Origin of the sequence: Methylobacterium sp. J-030 (assembly GCF_022829545.1) — a bacterium.
Lineage (GTDB): Bacteria > Pseudomonadota > Alphaproteobacteria > Rhizobiales > Beijerinckiaceae > Methylobacterium.
Genome location: NZ_JAKSYM010000068.1, coordinates 1 through 1636 on the forward strand (window position 1 = coordinate 1; position 1636 = coordinate 1636).

Genomic DNA, 1636 nt, shown 5'->3' on the forward strand with positions numbered 1-1636 from the left:
ACCGGTGTGGCGCGCGGCCTCCAGGCGGGCGAGGCGGCGTTCGAGGTCGATGAGGCTCATGGTCTAGCTCCAGGATGGCGCAGGACAGGCCAGTCCGCGCGGATCGTCAGGACCGGCCAGCCGCGGCGGTGCTCGCCTCGCTCGATCATGTCGGCGAGCCGCGGGGCGGTGTCCTCGCCAGGGGCGGCGTATAGGACGGCCACGCGAGGGAGGGTGGTGGTATCGCGACCGGCGCGGGTGCGCTCGATGCGGTCCAGGCGGCGGTGCAGGTCTGTTCCGGTCATGCCAGAAAACCTTCGCGGCGCATCATGCTCGCCGCCCATTCCTCGCGGTCCGGGTGAATGGCCTCTCCCGCCTCGGCGGCGCGTAGAACCGCGATCAATTCCTGCAGCTCATCGTCGGTGTAGCGGTGGACGCCCTGGATCCGGTGGCGAAACCGCTGCTCAGCCTTGGCCACCCTGGCCTCAATGGAACCGCGCATCTCGGCCTCCGATGTCTTCTTCGATCAGGGTGGCGAGGGCGGCGTCTCCGGCGTCACCGGTCTCGCGCAAGTGCCACACTGCTTCGGCGAGGCTGCCGTGCTCGGCCCGCAGGTCGGCGTAGCCACTGCGGATGAACGCCATAAGCTGCCGGTCGCTGGCGCTGGCGATCTCGCCCCTGAAGATCCGGCGGACCTCGATCCGGCGCAGGCGGATCTCAAGGTTGCTGACCGTCACAGTCCACCCTCCTCAATGCGGGCCAGCCGCTCGGCCAGATCCGCCGTCTTGATGGCGTTGACGTGGGCGTCGACCAGCTTGGACAGCTCGGCGGCCTCGGACGGGGTGATCTCGCCGGCAGCCACACCCTGCATCAAGGCGTGTGTCGCCCGGGTGAGGTCGGCCGGCTTCTCGATCGGCGGCAGCATGAAGGTGATGGGGCGATCCCGGCGCACCGGAATGAGGCGGTCGAGGCATAGACGCATCGCCACCGGGTCGCCGTCCTTCGCCAGCTCCACGGCCTTGCGCAGGATCGCCTCGGCGTCGCCGTCGAGGATCTGCTCAAGGGCCTGCGTAGCGCGGCTGCGGGCGCCTTTCGGTCGGCCGGCAGGGTTGCCGCTCCTGCCCTGCTCGAACTGACTGCTTTCCCTCGCCATGGCTCTACGGTCTCGCATCCGGCGACCTGTAAATATCAGGCCGGAAACAGGTCGATGGTAGCACAACGCCGGTCATGGCCGTGCCTTCCCGCCGGGCCCGGGCAGCAGAACGGCCCACGCGGCGCGCAAGATCGCGGTGCGGGTGTCGGCGCGGGTCGAACGCATCACTTCGTCGTTGTGATGTCGATCACAACCTCGTTGGTGAGATGCCCACCAAGCGTCGTGGGGAGCGGATCTTGCATTGTGATAGCGTTGCGGTCGGCTTCCATACCGACCGGTGCAGCTTCTCATCCCGTGTAGCGTCGCGAATTCTATCCCTCTCAGACTGATGCCAAGAGCCCTTGATACGACCGGTCTGCCCAACGTGCTCGCTGTGATCCTATGGCCCTGGATCGATGCGATCGAGGCGGTGAGGCCGGGAATGGCAGACCCTCTACAGAAGACGGCGGAGAAGTCCGTCAGGGATCTCCGCCACCTCATCATCGTCACGGCACCTCTGGAGAC

At 67.2% G+C, this 1636-nt stretch carries 4 protein-coding genes; all 4 read right to left on the reverse strand.

Annotated features, from left to right (window positions below):
- Window positions 1–56: 56 nt before the first annotated feature.
- The 4 genes from MKK75_RS03670 to MKK75_RS03685 are packed head-to-tail and all read right to left on the reverse strand — an operon-like array spanning window position 57 to window position 1132.
- Complete coding sequence (locus MKK75_RS03670; protein ID WP_244041279.1) at window positions 57–284, reverse strand: hypothetical protein; 228 nt, start codon at window positions 282–284, stop codon at window positions 57–59.
- Window positions 281–481 (reverse strand): hypothetical protein, encoded by a 201-nt coding sequence (locus tag MKK75_RS03675; protein WP_244041280.1) that lies wholly within the window; start codon window positions 479–481, stop codon window positions 281–283. Before MKK75_RS03675 ends, MKK75_RS03670 begins: the two co-directional genes overlap by 4 nt.
- Window positions 465–716, reverse strand: coding sequence for a hypothetical protein (locus MKK75_RS03680; RefSeq protein ID WP_244041281.1), 252 nt, complete (start codon window positions 714–716; stop codon window positions 465–467). Before MKK75_RS03680 ends, MKK75_RS03675 begins: the two co-directional genes overlap by 17 nt.
- Window positions 713–1132 (reverse strand): DUF5681 domain-containing protein, encoded by a 420-nt coding sequence (locus MKK75_RS03685; RefSeq protein WP_244041282.1) that lies wholly within the window; start codon window positions 1130–1132, stop codon window positions 713–715. The genes MKK75_RS03680 and MKK75_RS03685 overlap by 4 nt, the downstream gene beginning before the upstream one ends.
- Window positions 1133–1636 lie beyond the last annotated feature (504 nt).